Here is a 23,588-nt window from a genome sequence, read left to right as displayed (position 1 = left end):
AAGCGTGTCCATGCGGCGTGTCGTGATCACCGGGATGGGCATCGTCTCGTCCATCGGCAACAACACCGAGGAAGTCCTCGCGTCCCTGCGCGCGGCCAAATCCGGCATCGCCCGCTCCGCGTCCTATGCCGAGCACGGCTTTCGTAGTCAGGTCGAGGGGCGCCCGAGCCTCGATCCCGAGGGGATCGTCGACCGGCGCGCCATGCGCTTCCACGGCGGCGGCACCGCCTGGAATCACGTCGCCATGGATCAGGCGATCCGCGATTCGGGCCTCGAGCAGAGCGACATCTCGAACGACCGCACCGGCATCATCATGGGATCTGGCGGTCCGTCCACGAAGGTGATCGTGGAATCGGCCGCCATCGCCATCGAGAAGGGCCCCAAGCGCGTCGGGCCGTTTGCCGTGCCCAAGGCCATGTCCTCCACCGCCTCGGCGACCCTGGCGACATGGTTCAAGATCAAGGGCGTGAACTATTCCATCGCCTCGGCCTGCGCGACCTCGAACCATTGTATCGGCAACGCCGCCGAGATCATCCAGGGCGGGCGCCAGGACATCATCTTCGCCGGCGGCTGCGAGGATCTCGACTGGACCTTGTCGGTGCTGTTCGATGCGATGGGTGCCATGTCGTCGAAGTATAACGAGACCCCCGCACGGGCCTCCCGCGCCTACGATGCCAACCGCGACGGCTTCGTGATCGCCGGCGGCGCGGGCGTGCTGGTGCTCGAGGAATACGAGCACGCCAAGGCCCGCGGCGCCAAGATCTACGGCGAGATCGCCGGCTACGGTGCCACGTCGGACGGCTACGACATGGTGGCGCCGTCCGGCGAGGGCGCCATCCGCTGCATGCGGCAGGCGATCGGCGGGCTGAAGGGTGCCCCGATCGACTACATCAACCCGCATGCCACCTCGACGCCGGTGGGCGACGAGAAGGAGATCGAGGCGATCCGCGAGGTCTTTGGGCGCGGGGATTCGTGCCCGCCCATCTCCGGCACCAAGTCGCTGACCGGGCATTCCCTCGGTGCCACCGGCGTGCAGGAGGCGATCTACGCGCTTCTGATGATGAACAACGATTTCATCTGCGAGAGTGCGCATATCGATGAGATCGATCCGGCTTTCGCCGACATGCCGATCCTGCGTGCCCGTCGCGATGGGGTGAAGCTCGGACATGTCCTGTCGAATTCATTCGGCTTTGGCGGGACGAATGCCACCCTGGTGCTGAAGAACGTCGACGCCTGACCGAACGCTGGCCTGATCTCAAGGAACCGCCACTGCAATCCTGGCGTTTCCATTGTGCAATCTGTTTCCAGTGCGCAGTCTTCGGGCGTTGCGCAGTCTTTGGGATCGCGCGACCATGGTCTGGCTCACACTTGGGACATTTGGCGGCCTCGCCATCGCGGGAACCACCGCTGTCTATATCAAGCAGGTGATCATCGATCGGGCAAAGGCCGATACCGACGGGTATTTCTAGAACGCCGCGATTGTACGAAGACTGTCCGACACACGTCCTGAAAATCCCGCGTTCGACCGGCGCGGGATTTGTCGTTTCCGGAGCGTTGCTCGGCCGACTGGGATTGGACATGTCCACGATGCGCGCGCTAAGCGTCATCGCAACGGGAACGGGACCCTTGAGATCCCACAGGAAGCGTCCGCGGGGAAACGCATGACAGGTTTGATGACGGGCAAACGCGGCCTCATCATGGGAGTCGCCAACGATCACTCGATCGCGTGGGGCATCGCCAAGGCCTTGCACCACCATGGCGCGCAACTCGCCTTCACGTATCAAGGCGATGCGCTGGGTCGCCGTGTGGCTCCGCTCGCCGCCTCGCTGGGTTCCGAGATCGTCATTCCGTGCGATGTCGAAGATATCGCCAGCGTCGATGCCGTGTTCGCCGCCCTCGACACCCACTTCGCCGACGGGTTCGACTTCGTCGTCCACGCCATCGGCTTCTCCGACAAGGCGCAGCTCAAGGGCCGCTACGTCGACGTCACCACCCGCGAGAACTTTTCGCGCACGATGGCGATTTCGTGCTTCTCGTTTACCGAGATCGCCCAGCGCGCGGCCAAGCGCATGCGCAACGGCGGGTCGCTCCTCACCCTGACCTATGGCGGCTCGACGCGGGTCATGCCCAATTACAACGTGATGGGTGTGGCCAAGGCCGCCCTGGAGGCGTCCGTGCGCTATCTCGCCGGCGACCTCGGCCCCGATGGCATCCGGGTCAACGCCCTCTCGGCGGGGCCGATGCGGACATTGGCAGGAGCCGGCATCGCCGACGCGCGCCTGATGTTCAACCACCAGCGCGCCCATGCTCCGCTCCGGCGCACGGTGACTCTGGAAGAGGTCGGCGGTTCGGCGGTCTACCTGCTCTCCGACCTGTCCGGCGGCGTCACCGGCGAAGTCCACTTCGTCGATTCCGGCTACAACATCATCTCGATGCCGCGTCCGGACGTGCTTCAGGCGCAGGACGAGGCCGGTGTCATCGGAGAGCCGGGCTAGAACCTCGCGCTCAGTATCCGGTCTACGCAGCTTTGGTCTTGGGCCGATGCTCGCGCACCAGGAGGACGATGTCGCTCCAGCGGGACAGGAACGCGGCGACGCAATCCGGGTCGAAATGGCTTCCGACATTGTCCTCGAGATAGGCGCGGGCCTTCTCCGGAGGCCAAGCGGTCTTATAGACCCGCTCCGAGATCAACGCGTCGAATACGTCGGCCACCGCGATGATGCGGCCCGACAACGGAATTTCCGTCCCCTTGAGACCCTGCGGATAGCCGTTCCCGTCCCAGCGCTCGTGATGCGTGAGCGCGATGTCGGAGGCGAGCTGCAGCAGGTGCGACGGGCTGTCGTTGAGCATGTGGTACCCGCGCAGGGCGTGCTCCTGCATCTCCTGGCGTTCTTCGGCGCTCAGCGCTCCGGGCTTCCTCAGAATGGTGTCGGGAATGCTGATCTTGCCGATGTCGTGCATCGTCGAGGCGAGCGCGATGTCGTTGGCCTCGTCCTTCGACAAGCCGAGCCCCTCGGCGATGGCGATGGCACAGCCCGCGACGCGGGTCAGGTGGTCTCCGGCCTGATCGTCGCGAAACTGCGCGGCCAGCATCAGGCGGCGGATGATCTCGCGTTCGCGCGCGGCGGACTCGACCATGGCCCGCTCGACGGACAGGGCCACGAGCTGGGCCTGCCTCTCGGCGAACCGGCGGACAGTGCTCAACTCGATCAGGGTGTGCAGGCGCGTGCGCAGATCGAGGGGGTCGAGCGGCTGCCCCATGACGTCGGACGCGCCCGCCCCGACGGCAGCACGCCGCACCGCACCGGCATCGCCGGCGGCGATCAGCACGATCGGGGTGCGGGCATGCTCGCCCTGGGCCCGCAGGGCCGCGATCAGGCGGGTCGCGCCCGGATCGGCGCAATCGTCATCGTCGATCAGGATCACGTCGACGGGCTGGTCACCCAACGCGCCGAGCGCGGCCTGAACGCGATCGAACAGCCGGATCGCACAGTCGAGCGGTTGCAGCGCGGACACGAGGTGGAGCGGAGTCGCCGCGGCGACGATGGCGATGAGACTGTCTCCGGCTTCCGTCGCCATGCGTCCCGATCCCCGTCCCACCAGTCCCACCATCACCGGTCATCGGACCTGCTGGCACGTGTGTCTCGCAGGCCCGACGGTTGCATCGACTTGGTTAAGCGAGACTGAAGAAACCCAGCGGCAGAATCGGGCCGCAAAGACCTCGGCGCCATCATCACCCCGACCATCTGATCGCCGTCACGGGTTGCCCTGCTTTGTGCCCCCCTCCCGCTTGTGAGACGGCAATCACTCGTGCTACGCACCACTCGTCTCATCGAGGCGCCTTGCGGAGAGGTGGCAGAGCGGTTGAATGCACCGCACTCGAAATGCGGCATGCCTGCAAGGGCATCGGGGGTTCGAATCCCCCCCTCTCCGCCAAAACACCTGAAAAGCCTTTATTTTCAGACGCTCCCAAGGGAAACAGCGACTTCGTGGCCGTCCGGTGGTACACACGGGTGGTACACACGTGGTTCTTGCGATGTCACGCCCTTGGCCCCATCCGAAGACCGGCGTCTTCTGGTTCCGTAAGCGGATCCCGAAGGACCTCCTGGCGCTTGTCGGCAAGCGCGAGGAGAAGGCCAGCCTCGGGACGAAGGAGGTCGGCGAGGCCAAGCGGCGCCACGCCGCGCACGCAATCCTCGTCGATCAGCGCTGGGAAAACCTGCGAGCCGGCGTGCGGCGCCTGAACATGCTTGAGATCAACGCCATTGCTGGGGAGTTCTACGAGAACCTCGTACCCGAGTTCCAGGCGGGCGGGTTCTCGCCGGTCTCCAACGTGATCTCGGCCGCGATGATCGATGGGTTCGTCAAGGACCCCAGTCCGGGGAACCGTACGCAGTTCCTTCGTTTCCACGGGAAGGAGATAGACGCCCATCTCGCGCGTAAGGGGTTGGTCGTGGACCCCGATACGAGAGGCTCGCTGGAATACGCGATCGCCAAGGCGATCCTCCAGGCCGTCGAGCAGAGCATGAAATATCTCGACGGGGACTACTCGCCCGATCCGATGGCGGGGCGGTTCCCGAAGATCCAGGACAAACCGAAGACGGTGGTGCTGCCGCTGGAGGAATGGTTCGCGGCGTACGCGAAGGCCTCGGAGCTCGCGCCCTCCACCCAGAAGCGGTGGCTGCCGGCACTGGCCACGCTGGCCACCTACATCGGCCACGACGACCTCGCCCGCGTGACGCCGGACAACGTCGCGGACTGGGTCGACGACCTCGCCCGCGGAGGACGCCGCGCCAAGACCATCCGCGATGTCTACCTCGCCTCGGCCAAGGCATTGTTCGGCTGGCTGAAAGGCACCCGGAAGGTGGCTGCCAATCCCTGCGAGGGCTTGCGGGTGAAGGTGGTCGAGGGACCCGTGCTACGTGACCGCTCCTTCACGGATGCGGAGGCGTCCATCATCCTCGCAGCGGCCCTTTCGCCCCAGAAGGGGCGTCTCAGCCTCGAACACTCGGCGGCCCGCCGATGGGTCCCATGGCTGTGCGCCTACTCCGGAGCGCGGGTCGGCGAGATCACCCAACTGCGCCGCAAGGACATACGCCACGAGAACGGCGTGCCGATCCTCCACATCACGCCCGAGGCGGGCACGGTGAAGACGAAACGGTTCCGGTACGTGCCGATCCACCCGCACCTGATCGAGATGGGCTTCCTGGACTACGTCAGCACGCGACCGGGACCGTTGTTCTACGACCCGGCACGGGGCCGAGGCGGATCCGATGCCAACCCGATCTCGAAGAAGGTCGGGGAGCGGCTCGCGGCCTGGGTGCGGAAGCTCGGTATCACCGACGTCGGCGTCGACCCGAACCACGGCTGGCGCCACGCCTTCAAGACACGCGGCCGAAGGGGCGGGATGCGGGATTCGGTCCTCGATGCGATCCAGGGGCACGTGCCGCAGACCGAGGGCGGGAAGTACGGGGAATTCCCAGCGGACGTAATGGCCAATGAGATGAAGTTGTTTCCTCGATACGCCGACCGCCCGACCGTCCACGAAGCCGTTGCCGCATAGCATCGACGAGCTCAGGGTGCAGTCGGTGCGGCGTACCCCAGGCCCTTTCAATGCAGCAGGTTGGGCCGTGAGGTCCCACCTGTCAGTCGATCAGCGGGCGTAGCAGAACAAGATCGTCGGTCTTGACGGGAAGTGGACTTTTTGCCCCCCACCATTGAATGGATCAGCGTACGGGGCTTGTGAGACGATCGCTTCCCTCGGACGGGCCGGGTCCCGGGAGGCGGATCTCCGGTGTCCGTTGGACGACCCCCTTCCGGACGCACAGAAACGTCCGGGACGGCGTGCGGGCATTGCAGGGAGCGATGGATGATCGATGATGGAGCGACGGTGAGGCCGATCGAGGCGGCCTCGGTCGGTGCGGTCACTGGCTTCATGTCCGGCCTGACCGGCACTGGTGGCGGCGTGTTCCTGGCCCCGATGCTGATCGGCCTCGGATGGGGCGCCCCGAGGCATGCCGTGGGCATGTCCGCGCCGTTCATCCTCGCGAGCTCGATCGTGGCCCGTGTGGGTACCGTGCTGGTCGGACAGGTCCCGGCACCCGACACGGCCCTTCTAGCTCCCTTCGCCCTCCTGGCGGCAGCAGCAGGCACCGCCATCGGCTTGTGAAGGATGTCAGGGGCCGCCACCCGGGACCTCATCGCGGGCATTCTCGTTCTGGCGGGCTGACGCCTCCTGATCCCGTTCCGGGATCGGCCTGTGGAACCGGCATCAGGGGGCTTCGGTGCGGGACCCGGGTGTCGGAGGGCCGACGGTCCAATGCTCAAGATGCTTGTAGACGATGACCTTGCTCGCGAGCTGGGCCCCGTGCCGGGAGCAGAACCGTTCGAGCTGGTCGCGGCTGCCGATCAGCTCGACGCACATCGTCAGTTCGGGATTGGCGGCCTCGGCACCGTCGTCGAGGACGGGGCCGTGGTTGCTGTAGCCGTGGTGGGCATGGTGCGCGACTGCGTTGATGAGCCCTTCCGCCTTGGCTTGGGCAACGAGTTCCCGATAGAGCGGCTTGCCGCCCGAGAACCATCCGGTCCGCCCGGTGCCGGCCTTGTCCCGGGGCTTCAGGTAGATCCGGATCATGCCGGTCTCGGTGGCGACGACGCGATGCGACGGGATCATGACGGCTCCTTCAGTGGCCGGAATGCTGGGAGGCAGGTTGGGGCTGAACGGCTGGCGCGCGGCCCGTCCGAGCCTCGCGGAGGGTCGCGCCGCCGGCGAGGCCCGTCGACGCCTTCGGCACCGCGATGCGCTGGGACAGGTAGATGCCGTTGTGACCCGAGCAGAGATAGGCGAGGAAGCAGGCCACCGCGAGGTAGACCCCATGCGTCGCTCCGAAGAGCTCGATGCCCATCAGCGTGCAGGCAAGCGGCGTGTTCGCGGCACCGGCGAACACCGCGACGAACCCGAGCGCGGCGAACAGGTCCACCGGCACACCCAGCGGTCCGGCCAGTGCGTTCCCGAGCGCGGCCCCGATGAAGAACAACGGCGTGACCTCGCCGCCCTTGAACCCGGCGCTCAGGGTCACGACCGTGAAGAGGATCTTGAGGGCCCAGCTCCAGGGATGGATGTCCGGTCCAAAGAAGCTGGTGATGGTCAGCCCGCCGGTGTCCGCCGCCGAGACGCCGAGCCCGAGGTAGTCCCGCGTGCCGAAAGCGTAGACGAGGCCGATGACGGCAAGGCCGCCGATCACCGGCCGGAGCGGTCCGTACGGGACCAGACGCTTGAGCCATCCCCCGAGGACGTGGTTGGCTTCTGCGAACACGAGGCCGACGACGCCGAACGCGATGCCGGCGAGGGCAACCTTGGCGAGAAGCAGCGGCTCCACGGTCAAGGCCTTGGCGGTGCCGGCGAGGAAGCCGACGTGATAAAGTCCGTGGTGGATGCCCCAGGCCTGGCAGGTCCAGTCACCGACCACCGCCGCTAGGAGGCAGGGTACCAGGGCGGCGTACTCGACCCGTCCAAGGGCGAGGACCTCCAACGCGAAGACGGCCCCGGCGATGGGCGTTCCGAAGACGGCGCCGAAGCCGGCGGCGATGCCCGCCATCAGGAGGACCCGCACCCCGGAGGCATCGACCCCGAACATCTTGCCGAAGGCGCTGGCTAGGCTGCCGCCCATCTGGACCGCGGTGCCCTCACGGCCGGCCGATCCGCCGAACAGGTGCGTGACGATGGTCCCGAGGAAGATCAGGGGCGCCATCCGCAGGGGCACGCCGCCATCCGGCTCGTGGATCTCCTCGACGATGAGGTTGTTGCCGCCTTCGACGCTCTTCCCGAACAGATGGTACAGTAGGGCGACGGCGAAGCCCCCAACGGGAAGCAGGAACAGCAGCCAGGGATGTTCGAAGCGTGCCTCGGTGGCCGCGTCGAGGCTCCAGAGGAAGGCGGCGCAGAGCGTGCCCACGACGACGGCCATCGGCACCAGGATGGCGGACCAGCGCGCCACAGAGATGGCATGTGCCCGACGCGTCCTGAAGAACGCCGCGAGGTTCAGGCTTCGAGACAGGTTTTGAAAGGTCGCGCGCATGAGTCCCCCTTGTTGCGGCGCCGCAAAAGGTAGGAGTCATTAGCCCAAGGGGCGGTTCGGCCGTAAGGCCCGGCAGATTCCATTGCCGTCAGTCGGAGATGCGGCCGTTCGGCCCTCCCGTCAAGATGCGATGTTTCGGCCTCTGTCGCCTGTGCTTGGAGCCAAGCCAAGCATTGATCAAAGGAAGTGCACATGGCCGTCGCGGGGCTCGGAGCCGTCATCACTTTCCAGGTGACCTTCACCGAACTGTTCATCGCCGCCACGGTAATGATGACCGCCGCATACCGGTTCGGCTGGCTCAGCGTCCTGGCCGGCTCCATCGCCGGGGCGCTCGTCGTTGCGGCCCTCGGGATCGCCCTCAGGTCGGCGGCCTACCTCCTGGCCCTCGACGTCGTCGACTGGATCTCCGCGGTCCTGCTGATCGGGTTCGGGCTCTACCTCGTGTACGAATTCATCGACGGGATCGCGAAACGGGATGCCGGCAAGCCCTCCGCCACCGTGGACGGAAACTGGAACCGGTCGCTGAATGCCGCCGGGCTGGGCGTCGCGGCCTGGGCCATCGTCGCCGAGGGCCTGGAGATCCTGGTGGTGTGGCTCGGGGTTGCGCTCCGCGAGGGCGCAGGGACCGCGACGCTGGGTGTCGGCATGGGCCTGGTCATCGTCGCGGGATTGGGTCTCGCCCTGGGAGGGACAGGGGCCTTCCGGAAGGTGCCGCCATACGTTCTCGATGGGATCGCGGCCTTCATGGTCCTGAGCTACGGCGCCTACTTCCTGTCCCTTGCTATCACGCAAGCGTGAGCGGATCGGGAAGGGATTGACGCGGCCCATGGATTAATCCACGTTCCCCAACGTGGGATGGGGATGAAGCTCCCCGATAACTGCCGGCCCCCTATGGGTCGGACGATAGCTTCTACCGAGCGCTTCGGCGCGGGTAGAGCTATGTGTTTACCCGCACCGGCGCGCTCATGATCGCAACCGGACCACCGCAAGGGGTCCCCGCATGAGCCGACCGATGACCGCATCCCACCTCCGACCGTCCTGATGCCCTCCGATGCGCTCCGGCGCTCGGCCTGGGCCTTTCCGTGTTCCGCGCACGAAAAAAAGGCGGGGTCATAAGACCCCGCCGTGATCCAGTCCGCTTCCGAGCGGTTCATTGCAAGAAGCAGCTCGATCTAGTCTGTCGCAGGAATAAGGATAGCTAAGAGATACTCGGAGTCAACGGGTCGAACCCTGAGATTCCGAGTAAAAAATCTGGCATCTTTATTTAAAAAAACTGCACTACATGCGATCCTGATAAAGCTACGGCTTTTTCGGGCGACGGCGCTCTGGCTAAATCATTATTGGAAGTATAAGTTATGGATAAATCTGTCGCACTTACGAATTTCTTATTGCGCACGTCTTATAATTCGATATTCCTAGCGGCGTTCTTCTTGGGTTCCGCGACTCTAGGCCGGCGAGATCCAAGATCGGACGGACCCCGGTCCAGGGTCCGGCTTTTCCATCGTGAAAAGCCTCTCAAATCGGCGACGATGGGCACGAATGTCGTCGCGAAGCGCCCGGCGGTCAGAACGTCCGGGTCCGAACGTTCATTTGGAGGAACACCAATGAGGAAGATCGCCCTCGCGGCGTCCGTCGCCTATGCCGCGACGCTCCTGCCGGCTGCCATGCCGGCGACCGCCAACGAAAACCTGATGAAGATGATGCAGGACCCCAACCAGTGGGCGTTCCCGGCAGGGGATTACACCAACCAGCGCTACTCGAAGCTCGACCAAATCAATAAGGACAACGTCAAGAACCTCCAGGTCGCCTGGACCTTCTCGACCGGCGTGCTGCGCGGCCACGAGGGCGCACCGCTCGTCATCGGCAACATGATGTACGTCCACACCCCCTTCCCGAACATCGTCTACGCGCTAGACCTCGACAAGGACGGCGTGATCGTCTGGAAGTACGAGCCCAAGCAGGATCCGAACGTCATCCCGGTGATGTGCTGTGACACGGTCAACCGTGGCTTGGCCTATGCTGACGGCGCCATCATCCTGCATCAGGCCGACACCACCGTCGTGTCGCTCGATGCCAAGTCCGGCAAGGTCAACTGGTCGGTCCAGAACGGCGACCCGAAGAAGGGCGAGACCAACACCGCCACCGTGCTGCCGGTGAAGGACAAGGTCATCGTCGGCATCTCGGGCGGCGAGTTCGGCGTACGCTGTCACGTGACCGCCTACGACCTCAAAACCGGCAAGCAGGCGTGGCGCGCCTATTCGGTCGGCCCGGACGACGAAATGCTCGTCGACCCGGAGAAGACCACCTACCTCGGCAAGCCGGTGGGCAAGGATAGCTCGCTGAAGACCTGGGAAGGCGACCAGTGGAAGACCGGCGGCGGTTGCACCTGGGGCTGGTATTCCTACGACCCCAAGCTCGACCTGATGTATTACGGCTCGGGCAACCCCTCGACCTGGAACCCGAAGCAGCGTCCGGGCGACAACAAGTGGTCGATGACCATCTGGGCGCGTAATCCGGACACCGGGCAGGCCAAGTGGGTCTACCAGATGACGCCCCACGATGAGTGGGACTACGACGGCATCAACGAGATGATCCTCACCGACCAGAAGGTCGACGGCAAGGAGCGGCCGCTCCTGACCCACTTCGACCGCAATGGCTTCGGCTACACCCTGGACCGCGCCACCGGCGAGCTCCTCGTCGCCGAGAAGTTCGACCCGGTCGTCAACTGGGCCTCCAAGGTCGACATGGACAAGGGCTCCAAGACCTACGGTCGCCCGCTCGTCCAGGCCAAGTACTCCACCGAGCAGAACGGCGAGGACACCAACTCCAAGGGTATCTGCCCCGCGGCGCTGGGTTCGAAGGATCAGCAGCCTGCGGCCTACTCGCCCAAGACCAACTTGTTCTACGTGCCCACCAACCACGTCTGCATGGACTACGAGCCGTTCCGGGTTTCCTACACCCCGGGCCAGCCCTACGTCGGTGCGACCCTGTCGATGTACCCCGCACCGAACAGCCATGGTGGCATGGGCAACTTCATCGCCTGGGATGGCGTGAAGGGTAAGATCGCCTGGTCCAACCCCGAGCAGTTCTCGGTGTGGTCGGGGGCGCTCGCCACTGCCGGCGACGTGGTGTTCTACGGCACGCTCGAAGGCTACCTGAAGGCTGTCGACTCCAAGACAGGTAAGGAACTGTACAAGTTCAAGACCCCGTCGGGCATCATCGGCAACGTGATGACCTACACCCACAAGGGCAAGCAGTACGTCGGCATCCTGTCGGGTGTCGGTGGCTGGGCCGGCATCGGCCTCGCGGCCGGCCTGACCGACCCGAACGCCGGCCTCGGCGCGGTGGGTGGTTACGCCGCCCTGTCGAGCTACACCAACCTCGGTGGTCAGCTCACCGTCTTCGCCCTGCCGAACTAATCGGCCGGACGGTACGGTAAGCAATCGGGTGCCGGCGCGGGTCCTCCGCGCCGGCATTCCCTTTTCTGCATCACCCGTCGCCAGGAGCCCGCGTGCTCGCCTCCTCCGAACCCACACCGAGACGATGCCTCGTCCTGGTCCGCCATGGCCAGAGCCAGGCGAACGCCGACGGCCTCTTCACGGGAATGCTCGATTCACCTCTCACCGAGCAGGGCCGACGGGAAGCCTGCACGGCCGGGATGCGCTTGCAGGATGAAGGTTTTCGCTTCGCTGCGGCCTTTACCTCGACCCTCGCGCGGGCCATCGTGACCTCGCGGCTGGCGCTCGATGCCCTGGGTCAAGCCGATCTGGTGCCCCGACGGGATGCCGCCCTGGACGAGCGCGACTACGGCGACCTCAGCGGTCTCGGCAAGGAGACCGCCTACGGACGTTTCGGGGCGGAGCGGATCGAGGGCTGGCGGCGCTCCTACAAGGGACAGCCGCCGAACGGCGAAAGCCTTCGGGATACCGTCGCCCGGGTCGTGCCCTTTCACCTGAGGTATATCCAGCCGGCGGCGATGCGAGGTCCGACGCTGGTCGTCGCCCACGGCAACTCGTTGCGGGCCCTGGTGATGGCCCTCGAAGGATTGGGGCCGGACGAGATCGAATCCCTTGAACTCGCGACCGGATCGATCCGGGTCTACGGGTTCGCACCGGACACGACCATCGACACGCGCATGGTGATCGGCTGAACGATCCCCTGCTGGATACGGTCTCAGGTCAGCGGCAATCCCCAGATGTTTCGCTTGCCCCAGAGCAACCACGCTCGGCGGTTCTCGTAGTCGCGTTCGGCCTCCATTCGATCCGTTGCCGATCGGGCGCGCCCGACATCTGCACCGTACCGGTCGAGGGTGATGTCAAGGCCCGTCAGGCGCCGGTGCAGGATCAGCGCTCGACCGGCAGGGAGCGCTCGGAGCCTTCCGAGCGCAGTGCTTGGATCGCGGCCGTCACGTCCGAGACCGCCACGGTCAGGTCCCCCAGGATTTCCACCAGATCGTCGAAGCCCGACCCTTCCTCCGTCTCGGTCTCCGGTGGCGCCAACGCGGCCAGGATTGCCGCCAACACCCGGTCCTGCCTGTCCAGCCGCTGCGCGATCTCGTAATCCATGTCTCGTCTCCTCCGGTTCGAAACCTGCCAAGCGTGCGTGGACGTCCGCCGCCGGGATACGCGTTCCTTCGAAGCGTCGTGCCGCCGCGCCGATCAGCCGTGTGGCGAGGTGTGCCGTCCCGCTCGCGTCGACGATGACGGCACCGACCCGTCCATCCCTCAAAACGAGCCCACGGGCAGCTAAGGCAGCCACGAACGTCACGGTGTCGTCGCTTGCCCGCCAAGCCGCCAGGGCCGCCCGGCGAAGGTCGTCCAGGGTTATACCCGTTCGATCTTGGATCAGGCGTTCCTGCGGGGTCAGCGGCGCGATCGGCCTCGTCGATTCCGTCGTTCCGGAAGCCTCCAGCCAGGACGCCACGTCGGTGCGTCCCTCGGCCTTCAACGTCCGAACGACGGATCGGGCGTGCTTCGAGGCGACCGGTGCCATTCCGAATTCGCGTTCGACGATACGGCCGCATTTTTCCCGACGGGCATAGTCCCAGGAGAGATTGACGACTGCCCCGGACGGCCGAACGAGGGAATACACGCGGTGCTCGTGAGGCCGGCCGGCCTTGACGTGCACGACGCCGCAGTACGCCTGCCCGGTCAAATCGAACTCGTCCTCGAACAGTGCCCACCACCGCACGCGGGCCGCGGTGTTGTCGGAAATCCCCGGACCCGGATCGATGTGGACGTGGTAGACCACCCGATCGGTGCGGCCACCGAGCGAGCCGGCCACGAGCTCGCGGATCTGCTCGGCCAGGGTCACGCTTCCGAGCCCGCGGGCCGGGATGACCGTGACATCGTTCTCAGCCTTCATCAGGTGCCGGGCGAGGGCACTGCCGAGGCCTCGCCCGCGCGTCGCCCCCGAGATCATCGCGCCGCTCGCCTGATAACGAGGGGAATCAAAAGCTCGCGTACGGTCGTCAGGCTCAGCCGAGCCGCGGGGAGGTCCTTCATTGAAATGGCGGCGTTCACGGCGGCGAGCTCTCGGATTGCGGCTGAGATCGCCGCGGCGTCCTCGTCCGGCCGGCGCACGGGCCGACCGCTTCGGGCATCGGCCGCGGACTGCAGCTCGACCCTCTCCAGGAGCCTGCGCCGCACCCACGCCCCGGCGGTAATACCCTCGCGACGCGCGCAGTCGGCGACGGCGGCGTCAAGCGCACGGCTCATGCGCGTCACGAAACGGACCGGCAAGCCCGGGGGGCGCCTCACCGAGCGCGTTGAGCCGCCGGGCGTCCCGGGTACGGTCGTCGGAGACCGGTCTTCGGAGGGCGGGACGGGTCGCTGGGAAGGGAAATGCCTGGCAATGGTCATCGTCTCGTCGTCCGTCGTGGTGCGATCGTCCCGAAGCTGGGACATCAAGCCGGGCGGCCTGGGAGAGGCGGTTGATGCACGGCCGCGTCCGGGATCGCCGCCGGGTCCGTATCGCCCTCGCCGGCGCGTCCCCGCCTACGGGCGATCCGCTCCAGGGCTGCCGCCTTGCGGGCTTCGAGGACGGCAAGGACATCGGCCGGGACCGCCAGCGCCTGCGGCATCGGCTCCCCATGGATACGGGCCCGCTCGATCCGCGTATCGAGCGCCGCCAGGGCCCGAACCCACGTCTCGATGCCGTTGGTCATCGCGCGCATGGCCAGGGTCCTCTCGATCTCCTCGTCGATCTCGGGCCGGCACCGCCAGGCGGTTTGCTGCGTCAGCCGCAGCGCATACTGCCAGGCCCATAGGTCGGGACCCATCGCCTCAAACAGGCACCTGAGGTTCGATGAGGGCAGTCGGTCGAACGTTCCGCCCTCGACGAAGCGGGCATAATCGCGCGTTGCCGTCGCCAGCGAGAGCATGCGCGTCGACCGGGCGGTTGCCCCTCCTAATGACGGCGTGGCCTCTGTGGCACCGAGACGGGGTCCCGGACTCGGCCGCGGATGTCCAACATCGGGGAGCCTTTCGGACGGACGGGACATCGAGATGCTCCATGATCGGCCGGACGAATCCCGGCTTAGCCGTTATGAGAGCACGTTCACGATTTGTTCCAAGTGGGATGCCAACAATAATTTTGGGATCCACCCTCATCGTGGTCCGAAGCCCGGACCGGATCCGGGATGGCGAGGATCGCGATGCTGCCCCGATTCGCGTCGGATAAGCGCCAATTCTCGGTGCGGCTGGCAAATCTGGGATGACATCCATGGCCAGTCGGGACACGGGGTCCAGGCCGGATTTGGCGTGACCGTATCGGATGCGGACACTCGAACCTCACGCAACGGAGGTTCAACCATGCTCAACGCCATCGCCCGTTTCTTCGGATGGGATAATCCCCCGCCCGTTCGATCGCCCGTCCAGGCCAAGGTGAGATCACCGGAGGCGGCGAGAGGCATGGTCCATCCGGGGCCGCCCTCCGCCGCCATTCTCCCGGGTTTCCCCGTGGCGGCGCATGACAAGTCGAAGGCGGAGGCAAGCGTAGGAGAGGTTAAGCCAGCCATGGTCGTCATCCCTGGTCGGGATGAAGTCCAGAGGATGCCCCGAGTGGCATCCCCAGGGCTCCCGCCCGTGGACCCGGTAGAAGGAACTGGGTCTAACACCACAACGGCTGAAGCTGACGATCAGACTGAGGTGGCCTCAGCGAAGAAGGGTAAGCCACGGTCTAACGGTCGCCGCGCACGCTCCAAGGCCAGCGCGGCACCGAAGGGCTCAGCTGACAATCGCGATGCCGCTGCGGAATAGAGAACGGGACTGACATCGATCCTGTCGAACAACCCGGCCTCGGCTGACTACGGCAATCAAAAGGAGTGTCGTTTGCGCTTCCAGACAGAAATAAGAGTGCGATTGCGACAAGCGCGACCTACACTGCCTAAATACGCACTCGATGCCGCTGTACGTGATTTCATGGTCGTGATCGCTCAAGTCGACGTACGACGTGAGTTGCATGAGCGCCTGTCGGTCGTATTGATGGAGAGTGCCAAGACCACTCCCGAGGCCGACTTCGCAAAGAACCACAACAGCGCAAAAAATTAACCTCGGAAGATATCGCCGTCCATCAGGACGGCGATATCAATCTTGCGGCAAACATTTGTGTCGTAAGGGGCGTGCATGTCTCGCGACGTAAGAGAGAGACCTGAGCTTTCGAAGAGGGCGTCAAGGCTATGAGGGTCGCAACCTACGCACGCGCCTCCACCAACAAACAAGAGCTTAGCGTACCTGATCAGCAGGGTGCGACGCGGCGATACGCTGCTAAAAGCTTAAATTGGCGGATTATGGCCGAAATCGGAGATGTTAAATCTGGCCGCTATGCAAGCAGCCGTGTTGGTTTCCAAGAGCTGAAGCGCAGAATCAAAAATAATGAGTTCGATATTGTACTAATTGACGAACTTACTCGCCTAAGCCGTAAATTTAGACATATTCTAATGTTTAATGATTTATGCAAACAACACAGAGTCACAATAATAACCATTAATAAGGGTGAGCTTAATAATATATTACTGATGGCGCTTGCCATCGCTGCCGAACTCCAGCTGGAGACTGGTAGCGAGCAGGTCATAAGAGCACTTAAAGCCAAGCTTTACCGCGGACTTAGATCTTCATCTGTGCCGTATGGTTACAGGGCTGCAATAGTTAACGGTGAAAAAGGCCATCTCGATGTGAATAAAGACCAAGCTCGCCAAGTCGTTCGCATTTTCAAATGGGCAGCGACAGGAATGAGCCTTGTTGATATTTGTGTCATTTTGAATTCCGAGAAAGTTCCTGCCCCCCGAAGTGCGACTTGGAAAGCCAGAATATTATCTCGGGTCGTTAGATCTACTGATGGTTCCAGCATGCTGCGAAGTGGCATTCTGCATAACCCAGTCTACTACGGAAAAAATCTCGCTAATCGCATACATCGAGAAGCTGATGCCGAAACAGAAGCTCATCGCATCGAAATCCGGCCTGAAAGTGAGTGGATCAAAGAAGCGGGGCTGCATAAGAAAATCATATTAGAAGACTTATTCGATCGGGTCCAGGCGGTACGAGGGGCGATTACAATTAAGCAAAAACGCTCTGCTGGAGGAAGAAAGGCTTTACTTACGGGAAAGATTTTCTGCTCCGTGTGCAACGGTACTATGATTAGGTCGAGTATGGGCGAAGCGGGGCGCCAAAGAATTCGTTGTCGAAGCTCTATATTCAAAGACCAGGAGTTTCTATGCACCAACACTAAGTCGCATTACGCGGATGTCGTTGACCACGCTGTAGTGCTAGCCGTAACAACCTACCTCAGCCATAATCAGGAGTCATTTAAGGATTATCTAAATGCCCACAATGCAGCAAGGGCAGCTGAGACATCAAAAAATGCGAGAAGAGCAAATAGTTACAAGGCCGATGTTGAGCGGATATCAGTCCAGATTGACAATCTGGTCAATGCGCTCGCGAACGGTGGTGATTACGAAACACTCAATCCGAAGATTTCTGATTTGAAAAAGCAGAAAGCAGATTTCACGGCGCTTCATCGTAATGAATTAAGTGCAAAGTTTTCATTCAAGATTGATAAGGCTTCTATCGATAGTTATAGAAGGGCTTTATCATCGCTAGCCGATCGATTAAACAGGGCCGATGGATCCGAAGCTTTGGACGACGGGGTTTCTGCTCGCTTCCGAGCATTGATTGAGAGGGTCGTTCTTTATTCCTCTCCAAAACACAAACAGGGTTTCCGGGCGGAGATTTTTAGCCGTGTGGGTGACCTCGTAGCTGTCGACGCCGGCAAAAACTTGCAGAGCAACGACACATTCCAGATGGAAAGTGTCGTTGCTCTGCAAGAATGGGCGAGGGCAAATTTGGTCGTTGAGCTCCCCCCCTTATCGAGTGACGAACTTTCCTCCCTTGCCATTGAGGAAAATGATAAACTCGATCTGGAGCCAGCGCGTAAGGCGCTAATGGAAATCCTTGCAGAATCGTCGTACCCAATGCTTACTTCAGAAATCATCCCCCTTTTGCAAAATAAAGGTTTTGATGTTTCCGCAAAACCTGGCTTCACAAGTCTAAAATACATTGTAAAAAATCAAATTGATTTCATTAATTTGAAAGGATCTGGGTATTGGCTGAGACAAAGGCCATACCCGCTCGTTAAATATGACCCCTCAACGCCTAATAGCTATGACAAGCCCCTACAGTCCCTCGATCAGCACCGAAAGAAATTACACAAAGAGAGTGGTGCTGTTCAGTATATCGTTGATGTTCTTTCATTTGCAGACAAGCCGCTAAACTTTGCTGATATATCTTTTATGCTTTCTCTTTCTAAAACTTATGAGCACTTTAGTCATCCAATTTATGGGGTCCGACCCCTGACAATTCGCAATGCAAAGATTTTTTGCAGCTCAACAACAAATGTCTATTGGTTGAAAAACCCTTCTATCAAATCGAGGTACTCGAACGTTTTTGAAGGTAGAATCATTAACTCGCCAACAATACTTCAATCTGTCTGCGACGAAATGTTAAAGCCAATCGATAAATACGAAATTCTCAAGCTTATGGAGGAGCGAGGATTCAAGCAATCCTGGTGCAACGTTAGTGTGCAGCTTGCGTCTCACCTCTCGAAAAACGGAATGATGTTCATCAAAGATCAGGGGTGGTGGCCAGCAGATCGGAATTTAACAAAACTGATATCTGGTCCAAGGTAGGTTTGTGCATCATGCGAAACTAACGTATAGGTTGTTAGGTCGCAATTCATTTTGCATGCTAGATGCTCCCTCCTAATATGCAAACTTGAATCTGGTCCGAACCGAAAGAGGTGCTGTCGTCGAAGACTGTGACCGGTTCGCTCCCAGGACTGCTTTCTATTTAAGGGCCGGCTGTATTCAGGATATTGTCGGCTCTTCAAAATGCTTCTTTGTCGCGCATCCCGGGTCACAAAAGCATTCTCAAATCAAGTTGAGGCGTCCCGCTTGCGGACCAACGATGAACCCTGGTGCAAGCTGTTGCCCAGGCGGCCTCGATCCAGATCGGCCCGGACCGATCCAGCGGATCGGCACCTGCTAGCGGGACATGCCACATCCATCCACCGGATATCGTTTCCGGGGCATCGCACGACATGGCGGGCTCGCGCTCCGCAATCTAGGGTGTACCATCCCCGCCCGACCCGAGGCATTCCGCTCGACGAACGTATCCATGCCACCTTCCCTCGAACTCGACCTACCGGTGCAGCTGGCCCTGGATGGCAGGGTCCTCGGAAATCTCATCCGGCAAGTCGCCCGAACCTTCGCCCGGGAGACCTATCGGGTCGACGAGGCACGCGTAGGGTCCGTTCTCGCGCGTAGCCTGACGCGGCCTGATGGGACGCTGGCCTGCATGGTCGTGGGTAGGCGCGTGGTGGATGGCGGCGACGTCGCGGACCTGCTGCGGGTGGCGCATCCGGCGCAGCTCGCCCGCGGCAGGGTGGACGGCGCCTGGATCAAGCCAGCGGCAGACGATCCGGGCGACTTCGACGTCGAGGCGCTCGCTGCCCGATGCACGCATGCCCTGGAAAGCTTTCGCGGCGCGTTCGTCTTCCGAGAGGAGCGTCGCGAAGGGGAGCGCGTCGTTGAGGTCGGCCTGCGTCCGCCCCAGACGGGAGCCCTCTACGCCATACTCGCGCACTGGACGATCTCGAACACGCCCGCCACGGTCGTCATGCCGACGGGCACCGGCAAGACCGAGACAATGCTGGCGGTCCTCGCCTGGGAGCGCCTTCCGCGCTTGCTCGTCGTCGTGCCCGGCGACGCCCTGCGCAAGCAGGTCGGGGACAAGTTCCTGACGATGGGGCTGCTGCGCCAGCTCGGCGTGCTCGACGGGCGAGCCGGTCACCCCGTCGTCGGCATGCTCGAACACATGCCGCGAACGGCGGCGGAGGTCGACGAGATCTTCCTCCGCTGCAACGTGGTCGTCACGACGATGAGCATCGCCGGGCGATGCGCCGAAGCCGTGAAAGGCCGCATGGCGGAAGTCTGCAGCCATCTCTTCATCGACGAGGCCCATCACGTCCCGGCGCGTTCCTGGGATGGTTTCCGGACGCACTTCGCGGGCAAGCCCGTCGTCCAGTTCACGGCGACGCCGTTCCGCCGGGACGGAAAGCTCGTCGACGGACGCGTCCTGTTCAACTACCCGCTGCGGAAGGCGCAGTCGGAGGGATACTTCAAGCCCATCGGATTCCTGGCGGTCGACGAATTCGACCGGGAGGAGGCCGACCTCGCGATCGCCTGCGCTGCGATCGATCGCCTCGAAGCCGACCTCGGGCGCGGCTTCGGACACCTCGTCATGGCCCGCGCGGACGACAAGGCGCGGTCAGAGGCGGTCCTGGGCATCTACGCCGGGCTCGCTCCGCACCATGCGCCGGTGCTGCTCCACAGCGGCCTGAAGCGACGCGAGCAAAAGGAGGCGTTGCGGCGCCTGCGGGCGGGGGAAAGCCGCATCGTCGTATGCGTGGACATGCTGGGCGAGGGCTTCGACCTGCCCGAACTGAAGATCGCTGCCATTCACGACCCGCACAAGAGCCTCGCCATCACCCTGCAGTTCACCGGGCGCTTCACGCGTTTCCGGGCCGACCTTGGGGACGCGACGATGATCGCGAACGTCGCCGACCCCCGCGTCGAGGACGCCCTCCAGGAACTCTATGCCGAGGACGCCGACTGGAACGTCATCCTCAGGGACCTAAGCGAGGGTGCCACGGGTCGGCAGGCCCGACGCTCCGAATTGCTCGAAGGCTTCGGCGAGGTGCCCCAGGAGGTCTCGCTACGCAACATCTTCCCGAAAATGAGCGCCGTGGTCTACCGCACCGATTGCGCGGCATGGCGGCCGGACCGGTTCGAGGAGGGCGTCGGTCCGGCGGGCGTCCATTGGGGGCCGGTGGTCAACGAGGGCGCCAAGCTCATGCTCTTCATCACCGAGGAGCACGAGGAGGTGCCCTGGGGGGACGTCAGGCAGCTCCGCAACAGGGAATGGCACCTCTACGTCGTGCACTGGGACCAGGATCGCGGTCTCCTCTACATCAACAGCTCGAACAACGGCTCGGACCACGAGGCCCTGGCGAAGGCCGTCGCGGGCTAGGGTGCCAACCTAATCAAGGGCGAGCGGATCTTCCGCTGCCTGCACGGGGTCACCCGCCTCGTCCTGACGAACCTCGGCCTGAGCCACGTCATCAACCAGAACACGCGTTTCAGCATGCACGTCGGGACGGACATCTCAGACGCGTTGCCGGAGGCGATCCGGCAGAACAAGAAAAAGTCGAACCTGTTCGGCAACGGCTACGAAAACGGCGGTCGCGTGACCACCGGCTGCTCGCAGAAGGGCCGCATCTGGTCCTATCGGATTGCCTACGACCTCGCCGAGTGGATCGAGTGGTGCCACCGGGTCGGAGCAAAGCTGGTCGACGAGACCATCTCGACGGAGCAGGTCTTTAGCGGTGTGATCCTGCCTCGTCCCCTGACTGAGCGGCCTAAGCTTGTCCCGGTGGTCATCGAGTGGCCCGAGGAGTTCCTCCTGCGAAGCGAGGACGTGATCCGCATTGAGATCGACGGGGAGGCCGTACCGCTCTACGAGGCCAGCCTCGACATCCTCGACTTCACCGACGACGGACCGATCCGTTTTCGGGTCACCGCCGGCGCCAAGCTCGCCGACTACCAAGTCCGCTTCCGTGGCGAGAGCGTCGAGTTCGAGCGCGAGCGCGGCTTCGAGGCCTTCGTGCTCACCAACCGACGGCGCCGAAGCCTGACCGAATGGTTCCGGCGCGAGACGCCGGTGATCCGTTTCGCCAACGGGGCGTCCCTGGAGCACAACGAGCTCTACGAACTGCCGCCGACCCCGGACCGCCGACCGTTCGACCGCGACAGGATCGAGACGCTCGACTGGTCGGGGATCAACCTTCGCAAGGAATCCCAGACCACCGCGAAACACCCCGATTCCATTCAACGGCGGGTCATCGAGACGGTCCTCGCGCCCGCATACGATCCCCATTTCGAGATCGTGTTCGACGACGACGGCGCGGGCGAGGCCGCGGACATCGTCTGCGTGCGGGTCGTGGGCAACCGCGTCCTCGTGCACCTCTACCATTGCAAGTTCTCGAAGGATGCGACGGCGGGCGCCCGGGTGGACGACCTCTACGCCGTCTGCGGGCAGGCCCAGCGCAGCATTCATTGGCGAGGAGACGTCGAGGCCTTGCTCCGGCACCTGCGCCATCGGGACGAGTTGCGTCGCAAGGCGGCCGCGAAAGCCGGGACTGCCTACGTCACGCGGTTCGAGCGCGGCGACGCGAATACCGTGCAGGCAATCCTGCGGAAGCTGCCGCATCTCGTTCCGGAATTCCGCATCTTCGTCGTGCAGCCGGGTCTCTCGCGCGCAAAGGCGATCACGTCTCAGCTGGAACTGCTGGCAGGGACCGAGGCGTACCTGAAGGAGACGTTCGGCATCGCCATGACGGTCTACGCGAGCCAGTGACGGATGCCACCTTCCTGCATCGGTCGCGCCCCCCGAAAAGGACGACGTCCGTCGCCATTCGGCGCTGCATCGACTGGATTACGGCTTGGCCGGAGACACACTTCGGTGGTACACACGGCAATTGAAAGCGGACAATGAAAGTCCTGTTTCCCCTAGGGAAAGCGCGATCCGGGGTACAGTCCCCCCCTCTCCGCCACATTTTCTCGCATAGGCTGAGCCGCTCTCACAAAGCTCCTCCGCCCGCCATGTACACGGGATTGTACACGCGTGCCGAGCCGTCATCTCACCCGCAATGGTAGGACCCCTGTCTTTCAGATCCGCTTGCCGAAGGCCCTCGACCCAGATTTGCGCTTAGCGCCGATTCGGGTGACGATCGGACAAGTGCCGAATTCGCGGGCGCGCCGGATTGCCGACATCCTCGCGGGAATAGCACGCTACGAATTCGAGCGTATCCGGAGCAGCCCATTGGACGCTGTCGACCCTGCAGCCAGCCGCAGGCGCATCGAGCAACAGCTTACGGTTGCCCTGCCGGCATTGCTTGGTCTCGCCGTCCTCGACCGCTGTGCGTTGCCTGACGACATTCGCGTGCCCGCTGTTGATGCCGTCTTCGATGCGCTGAGCCACATCGGCTGCACCCGTGCAATGAAACCGGAGTCATCAGCACGCGGACCCTTTTTGGAGGTGCCGATCGTTTCAGCCCTCCAAGACGAGAATACCGCCCGCGGCATGCTCGGCATGAGCTCGGTCGCCATCGCTGCGCGCCCTGATCCCGTCATGGCCGAACTCGCCGCCATCAGAGCCATGCTGGGCACGAAGGATGGTCCGAAAGGCCCACCGTTCAGCACCGCATCCAAGCGCTTTATCGAAGGCCGCAAGAAGACCTACGGCGATCCTCATCACCCCGAGATCGGCTACCTCGAACACCGTAGAGCGATCTTTCTGGCGATTACCGGTGATAAACCGATCGACAGCTACACGCGCTCCGATCTCCAGGAATTCGTCAACGAAATCGCTTGGCTTCCGCCAAATGTCTCTAAACTGGAGGACTACGACGTTGAGCGCGTGCATGATTACATAGCAGCGAATAAATCGCAGGAAGGACAAGGTTTAGCCGCAAAAACCATTCGTGAGACCTATCTCAGCAGGATCAAAACGATACTGCGGGAGACCTGCGCTGACGCAAAAGTGCCGATTGCCTTCGAGGGCAGGATCGTGATCCCGAAGCGCGCGGCACCCTCGAAGTCACGGTTCGCGCCCGATCAGGATGAGTTTGGACGAATCGTCGAGAAGGGTATAGCGTCTGGCATACTGTCCGACGCTCTTCTTCCAGCTTTAGGTCAGCTCACCGGCCGCCGTCTTGGACTCCTTGTCTTCATGCGTCGCGAGAACATCATGCGCTACAACGGCGTGTGGGTTTACCGCTCGCAGTCGCACCAATTGCGCGACGGACGCTGGGAGCCGATCCCCTTCAAGACGGACGAGTCACTAGCCCGTCTTATTCATGAGGGCGGTGGATTTGGGGTGGCGAGCGTAGCGTAAA

At 62.9% G+C, this 23,588-nt stretch carries 16 protein-coding genes, 1 tRNA gene and 2 riboswitches; of the genes, 12 read left to right on the top strand and 5 right to left on the bottom strand.

What is annotated here, in order from left to right:
* Positions 1 to 10 precede the first annotated feature (10 nt).
* Together fabB and fabI are read left to right on the top strand one after the other, a co-directional pair.
* Entirely contained in the window at positions 11 to 1,237 is a 1,227-nt protein-coding gene (gene fabB / locus G3T14_RS16380) for a beta-ketoacyl-ACP synthase I (RefSeq protein WP_163643614.1), read from the top strand.
* Positions 1,238 to 1,661: 424 nt separating this feature from the next.
* On the top strand, positions 1,662 to 2,495 hold the full coding sequence (gene fabI, locus G3T14_RS16375) for an enoyl-ACP reductase FabI (RefSeq protein ID WP_163643613.1): 834 nt from the start codon (positions 1,662 to 1,664) through the stop codon (positions 2,493 to 2,495).
* 22 nt (positions 2,496 to 2,517) lie between these two features.
* Here the strand turns inward: fabI and G3T14_RS16370 are convergent, their stop codons facing one another.
* On the bottom strand, positions 2,518 to 3,579 hold the full coding sequence (locus G3T14_RS16370; protein ID WP_246733388.1) for an HD domain-containing phosphohydrolase: 1,062 nt from the start codon (positions 3,577 to 3,579) through the stop codon (positions 2,518 to 2,520).
* A gap of 267 nt (positions 3,580 to 3,846) precedes the next feature.
* Between G3T14_RS16370 and G3T14_RS16365 the strand changes: the two genes are divergently transcribed.
* The 3 genes from G3T14_RS16365 (at position 3,847) to G3T14_RS16355 (ending at position 6,169) form a co-directional block, all read left to right on the top strand.
* Positions 3,847 to 3,936 (top strand) — tRNA-Ser (locus tag G3T14_RS16365).
* Positions 3,937 to 4,036: 100 nt separating this feature from the next.
* On the top strand, positions 4,037 to 5,563 hold the full coding sequence (locus G3T14_RS16360; protein ID WP_163643611.1) for a site-specific integrase: 1,527 nt from the start codon (positions 4,037 to 4,039) through the stop codon (positions 5,561 to 5,563).
* A gap of 306 nt (positions 5,564 to 5,869) precedes the next feature.
* Positions 5,870 to 6,169 carry a TSUP family transporter gene (locus tag G3T14_RS16355; protein WP_163643610.1) on the top strand — a complete coding sequence of 100 codons (300 nt, stop codon included), beginning with the start codon at positions 5,870 to 5,872 and terminating at the stop codon, positions 6,167 to 6,169.
* A 102-nt stretch (positions 6,170 to 6,271) separates the two neighbouring features.
* On the opposite strand, the gene G3T14_RS16350 is transcribed toward G3T14_RS16355, so the two are convergent.
* Both G3T14_RS16350 and G3T14_RS16345 read right to left on the bottom strand, forming a co-directional pair.
* Complete coding sequence (locus G3T14_RS16350) at positions 6,272 to 6,673, bottom strand: DUF190 domain-containing protein (protein ID WP_163643609.1); 402 nt, start codon at positions 6,671 to 6,673, stop codon at positions 6,272 to 6,274.
* A gap of 10 nt (positions 6,674 to 6,683) precedes the next feature.
* On the bottom strand, positions 6,684 to 8,078 hold the full coding sequence (locus G3T14_RS16345) for a voltage-gated chloride channel family protein (protein ID WP_163643608.1): 1,395 nt from the start codon (positions 8,076 to 8,078) through the stop codon (positions 6,684 to 6,686).
* A 23-nt stretch (positions 8,079 to 8,101) separates the two neighbouring features.
* Positions 8,102 to 8,174, bottom strand: a riboswitch (Fluoride riboswitch).
* Positions 8,175 to 8,270: 96 nt separating this feature from the next.
* Between G3T14_RS16345 and G3T14_RS16340 the strand changes: the two genes are divergently transcribed.
* The 3 genes from G3T14_RS16340 (at position 8,271) to G3T14_RS16330 (ending at position 12,228) form a co-directional block, all read left to right on the top strand.
* A complete protein-coding gene (locus G3T14_RS16340; protein WP_163643607.1) occupies positions 8,271 to 8,876 on the top strand; it encodes a hypothetical protein in 606 nt (201 codons plus the stop codon).
* Positions 8,877 to 8,926: 50 nt separating this feature from the next.
* A riboswitch (Fluoride riboswitch) is annotated at positions 8,927 to 8,998 on the top strand.
* A gap of 744 nt (positions 8,999 to 9,742) precedes the next feature.
* Entirely contained in the window at positions 9,743 to 11,497 is a 1,755-nt protein-coding gene (gene xoxF5, locus G3T14_RS16335; RefSeq protein ID WP_246733390.1) for a lanthanide-dependent methanol dehydrogenase XoxF5, read from the top strand.
* A gap of 92 nt (positions 11,498 to 11,589) precedes the next feature.
* Complete coding sequence (locus tag G3T14_RS16330) at positions 11,590 to 12,228, top strand: 2,3-bisphosphoglycerate-dependent phosphoglycerate mutase (RefSeq protein WP_163643605.1); 639 nt, start codon at positions 11,590 to 11,592, stop codon at positions 12,226 to 12,228.
* A 193-nt stretch (positions 12,229 to 12,421) separates the two neighbouring features.
* Here G3T14_RS16330 and G3T14_RS16325 read toward each other — a convergent pair whose 3' ends face one another.
* Positions 12,422 to 12,643, bottom strand: a complete 222-nt coding sequence (locus tag G3T14_RS16325) for a hypothetical protein (protein ID WP_163643604.1) — start codon at positions 12,641 to 12,643, stop codon at positions 12,422 to 12,424.
* Between the two features lie 1,340 nt (positions 12,644 to 13,983).
* The gene (locus tag G3T14_RS16320; RefSeq protein WP_163643603.1) at positions 13,984 to 14,460 is read right to left on the bottom strand and encodes a hypothetical protein; all 477 of its coding nucleotides are present in this window, start codon (positions 14,458 to 14,460) and stop codon (positions 13,984 to 13,986) included.
* 1,296 nt (positions 14,461 to 15,756) lie between these two features.
* On the opposite strand from G3T14_RS16320, the gene G3T14_RS16315 reads away from it, so the two are divergent.
* The 4 genes from G3T14_RS16315 (at position 15,757) to G3T14_RS16300 (ending at position 23,587) form a co-directional block, all read left to right on the top strand.
* Entirely contained in the window at positions 15,757 to 18,261 is a 2,505-nt protein-coding gene (locus G3T14_RS16315; RefSeq protein ID WP_163643602.1) for a recombinase family protein, read from the top strand.
* 487 nt (positions 18,262 to 18,748) lie between these two features.
* Complete coding sequence (locus G3T14_RS16310; protein ID WP_163643601.1) at positions 18,749 to 20,662, top strand: DEAD/DEAH box helicase family protein; 1,914 nt, start codon at positions 18,749 to 18,751, stop codon at positions 20,660 to 20,662.
* Positions 20,663 to 20,776: 114 nt separating this feature from the next.
* The gene (locus tag G3T14_RS16305) at positions 20,777 to 22,048 is read left to right on the top strand and encodes a hypothetical protein (RefSeq protein ID WP_163643600.1); all 1,272 of its coding nucleotides are present in this window, start codon (positions 20,777 to 20,779) and stop codon (positions 22,046 to 22,048) included.
* A 321-nt stretch (positions 22,049 to 22,369) separates the two neighbouring features.
* The gene (locus G3T14_RS16300; protein WP_163643599.1) at positions 22,370 to 23,587 is read left to right on the top strand and encodes a hypothetical protein; all 1,218 of its coding nucleotides are present in this window, start codon (positions 22,370 to 22,372) and stop codon (positions 23,585 to 23,587) included.
* Position 23,588: the final 1 nt, after the last annotated feature.

Source organism: Methylobacterium sp. BTF04, from assembly GCF_010692745.1.
In the GTDB taxonomy this organism is placed as follows: domain Bacteria; phylum Pseudomonadota; class Alphaproteobacteria; order Rhizobiales; family Beijerinckiaceae; genus Methylobacterium.
The sequence above is the reverse complement of the archived record's forward strand: the minus strand, read 5'-3'. Positions and strand labels throughout refer to the sequence as shown.

Excerpts from the sequence above, each read along its gene's own strand:
- fabB (WP_163643614.1), top strand. The coding sequence starts at position 11 with ATGCGGCGTGTCGTGATCACCGGGATGGGCATCGTCTCGTCCATCGGC.
- fabI (WP_163643613.1), top strand. The coding sequence starts at position 1,662 with ATGACAGGTTTGATGACGGGCAAACGCGGCCTCATCATGGGAGTCGCC.
- G3T14_RS16370 (WP_246733388.1), bottom strand. The coding sequence starts at position 3,579 with ATGGCGACGGAAGCCGGAGACAGTCTCATCGCCATCGTCGCCGCGGCG.
- G3T14_RS16360 (WP_163643611.1), top strand. The coding sequence starts at position 4,037 with ATGTCACGCCCTTGGCCCCATCCGAAGACCGGCGTCTTCTGGTTCCGT.
- G3T14_RS16355 (WP_163643610.1), top strand. The coding sequence starts at position 5,870 with ATGATCGATGATGGAGCGACGGTGAGGCCGATCGAGGCGGCCTCGGTC.
- G3T14_RS16350 (WP_163643609.1), bottom strand. The coding sequence starts at position 6,673 with ATGATCCCGTCGCATCGCGTCGTCGCCACCGAGACCGGCATGATCCGG.
- G3T14_RS16345 (WP_163643608.1), bottom strand. The coding sequence starts at position 8,078 with ATGCGCGCGACCTTTCAAAACCTGTCTCGAAGCCTGAACCTCGCGGCG.
- G3T14_RS16340 (WP_163643607.1), top strand. The coding sequence starts at position 8,271 with ATGGCCGTCGCGGGGCTCGGAGCCGTCATCACTTTCCAGGTGACCTTC.
- xoxF5 (WP_246733390.1), top strand. The coding sequence starts at position 9,743 with ATGCCGGCGACCGCCAACGAAAACCTGATGAAGATGATGCAGGACCCC.
- G3T14_RS16325 (WP_163643604.1), bottom strand. The coding sequence starts at position 12,643 with ATGGATTACGAGATCGCGCAGCGGCTGGACAGGCAGGACCGGGTGTTG.
- G3T14_RS16320 (WP_163643603.1), bottom strand. The coding sequence starts at position 14,460 with ATGCTCTCGCTGGCGACGGCAACGCGCGATTATGCCCGCTTCGTCGAG.
- G3T14_RS16315 (WP_163643602.1), top strand. The coding sequence starts at position 15,757 with ATGAGGGTCGCAACCTACGCACGCGCCTCCACCAACAAACAAGAGCTT.
- G3T14_RS16310 (WP_163643601.1), top strand. The coding sequence starts at position 18,749 with ATGCCACCTTCCCTCGAACTCGACCTACCGGTGCAGCTGGCCCTGGAT.
- G3T14_RS16305 (WP_163643600.1), top strand. The coding sequence starts at position 20,777 with ATGCACGTCGGGACGGACATCTCAGACGCGTTGCCGGAGGCGATCCGG.